The organism is Microvirga sp. P4_G7, assembly GCF_056401005.1.
Map to the genome: position 1 here is coordinate 1 of NZ_JBFUKD010000575.1, position 2400 is coordinate 2400.

Consider the following 2400-nt stretch of genomic DNA (forward strand, 5'->3'; position numbering starts at 1 on the left):
TTCTAGCCACGTTGGTCGGCATTGTTCCGCCATGCCTGGGATTCACGCTCGCCGGCAGCGGTCTCGACGAGACTGTGAATGCGAGACAGGATGCCTACAAAGCCTGCCTCGCCGCCGGTGGGGACGATTGCCGCTTTGTTTTTTCGGTGAGCGATCTCGTTACACCGGAGCTGTTTCTTGCCTTGCTTCTGTTGGCGCTCCTGGCACTGGTTCCGGTTGTGATCCGCTGGTGGCGTCACAGGCGCAACAAGATCGGGCGCATCAAGATCGGGCGCATCAAGATCGAAGGAGAGCCACCGCCGTGAGCGACATCCTGAGACCGGATCTCTGCGTGATCGGAGCGGGGCCGGGCGGCCTGTCGGCGGCGGCCATGGCGGCCTCGTTCGGCGTCAGTGTCGTGCTGGTCGAGGAGAGCGAGATGGGCGGCGCCCTGCGAAGCGCGGCGATACCCTCGAAAATCCTTGCGGCAGCCGCCGGTCGGGTTTGCGCCGTTCCGGGCGAACAGGCTTTGGGAAGTCGGCTTGGGGAGCTCTCTTCGCTCGACGCCAACAGGGCGCAGGCCAGGGGAGAGCGCATTCTCAGCGCGTTGGACCGATCYTTTTCGGTTGAACGCTGCGCCGCCATCGGGATCAAAGTGATCCAGGCCGCCGCGAAATTCATCGATGCCACAAGGGTGAAGGCGGGATCTCATGTCATCCAGGCCCGCCATTTCATCATTGCCACCGGCGGGACGACGCACGAGCCCGCCATTTCAGGTCTTGCGGAAATCCCCTATCTGGCGCCGGAGACGCTCCCCGGCTTCGAGACCGTGCCGCCCCGTCTTCTGATCTTGGGAAGCTCGGCAATTGCCGTCGAACTGGCGCAGGCCTGTTGCAGGCTCGGGTCGGACGTGACCGTGATCGAACCGTCGGACCGGATTTTGAAGCACGAGGATCCGGAGATGGCCGCCGTGATCGAACGATCGTTGGTGGCGGACGGCGTCGTCATCAGGACGCAGGCGTTGCCACAAGAGGTGACTGCGCACGACGATGGACAAATCCTCGTCCGTCTCGCGACCGGCGAGGCCCTCGAAGGGAGCCACCTCATGGTGGCGGCGGAGAGGCGGCCAACCGTCGCGGAGCTGGGCCTCGATGCGGCTGGCATCGCATTCGATGAGACGGGAATCGTCGTCGATCGCGGTCTCAAGACGTCCAACACGCGGGTCTATGCGATCGGCGACTGCGCCGGCGGCCATGCCGCGCGCGCCGGGGGCTCGGTCCAAGCGGCTCAGCATCAGGCCGGTCTCGTGGTGCGCAACGCGCTGTTTCGTTTGCCCATCAACCTCGAAACCGCCCCTATCCCGCGCGTCGTCTGGACCGCTCCCGAGCTGGCTGTCGTGGGACTGACCGAAGAGGAGGCGCGTGCTTCGCACCGCTCCATCCGGGTGCTGCGCTGGCCGTTGGCCGAGAACGACCGCGCGAGGCTCGATGGTACGGCCCGCGGCCACGTGAAAGCGCTCGCTACGCCTCGGGGGCAGATCCTGGGCTGCGCCATTGCGGGCGAGCGGGCGAGCGAATTGATTGCACCCTGGGTGCTCGCCCTTGCCCACAACCTGAAAATAGCGGATCTCGCCGGCGTGGCTCTTCCCTATCCGACCTTGTCCGAGGCGACCAAGAAGGCCGCGGTGGAATTCGTGAAGCCGGCGACCCAAAACCCTTGGATCCGGCGTGTGATCGGCATCACCCGGATTTTCGGGTAGGGGCGGCGATGAACAGCAACCGGCCCATGATCAATCGTCTGTCCGGCAGTATCGGTCTTTCCGGCCGCCTACTCGTTCTGACGGTGCTCTTCGTGACGATCGCGGTCGTGCTCATCTATCTGCCGTCCGTCGCCAATTTCCGTCACAACTGGCTCAACGACCGTTTGGCTGCGGCACAGGTCGCGGCCCTCGTGCTCGACGCCGCGCCCGAGGAGACTCTCTCGGAGGAACTCGAACTGCGCTTGCTCGAGGGCGTTGGCGCCAAGGCGATCGCCGTGCGGGGTGGCGGCCGCCGCAGGCTTCTGGCCGCAGGCGAGGTGCCGCCTGAAGTCGGAAAGACCGTCGATCTGCGCAGCATGACCTGGGCGAGGTCGATCCGTGATGCGGTCGAGACGCTCCTCGTTCCGACCGAAATGCCGATCCGCGTGATCGGGCCGGGCATGGGCGTCGATTTCGTCGAGATGATTTTCGACGAGCGACCGCTCCGGCGGGCGATGCTCGATTTTTCACGCAACATCCTGCTGTTGTCGCTCATCATTTCAGGCGTGACCGCGAGCCTCCTCTATTTTGCCCTTCAATGGGTGATCGTGCGCCCCGTTCGGCGGCTCGCCGGCAACATCGCGGCCTTCGCCGGCCGTCCAGAGGACGCTGCTCGCGTGATC

General features: G+C 65.0%; 1 protein-coding gene and 2 pseudogenes. All 3 read left to right on the forward strand.

All coding sequences use genetic code 11. The annotated features are described in order from the left end of the window. Positions 1-305: pseudogene (locus AC1DT3_RS18125) on the forward strand (hypothetical protein); the annotation flags it as partial. Next, on the forward strand, positions 302-1738 hold the full coding sequence (locus AC1DT3_RS18130; RefSeq protein ID WP_477466624.1) for a dihydrolipoyl dehydrogenase family protein: 1437 nt from the start codon (positions 302-304) through the stop codon (positions 1736-1738). The pseudogene AC1DT3_RS18125 and the gene AC1DT3_RS18130, both read left to right, overlap by 4 nt. Before the next feature lie 8 nt (positions 1739-1746). After that, positions 1747-2400 (forward strand): annotated as a pseudogene (locus AC1DT3_RS18135) (sensor histidine kinase); the annotation flags it as partial.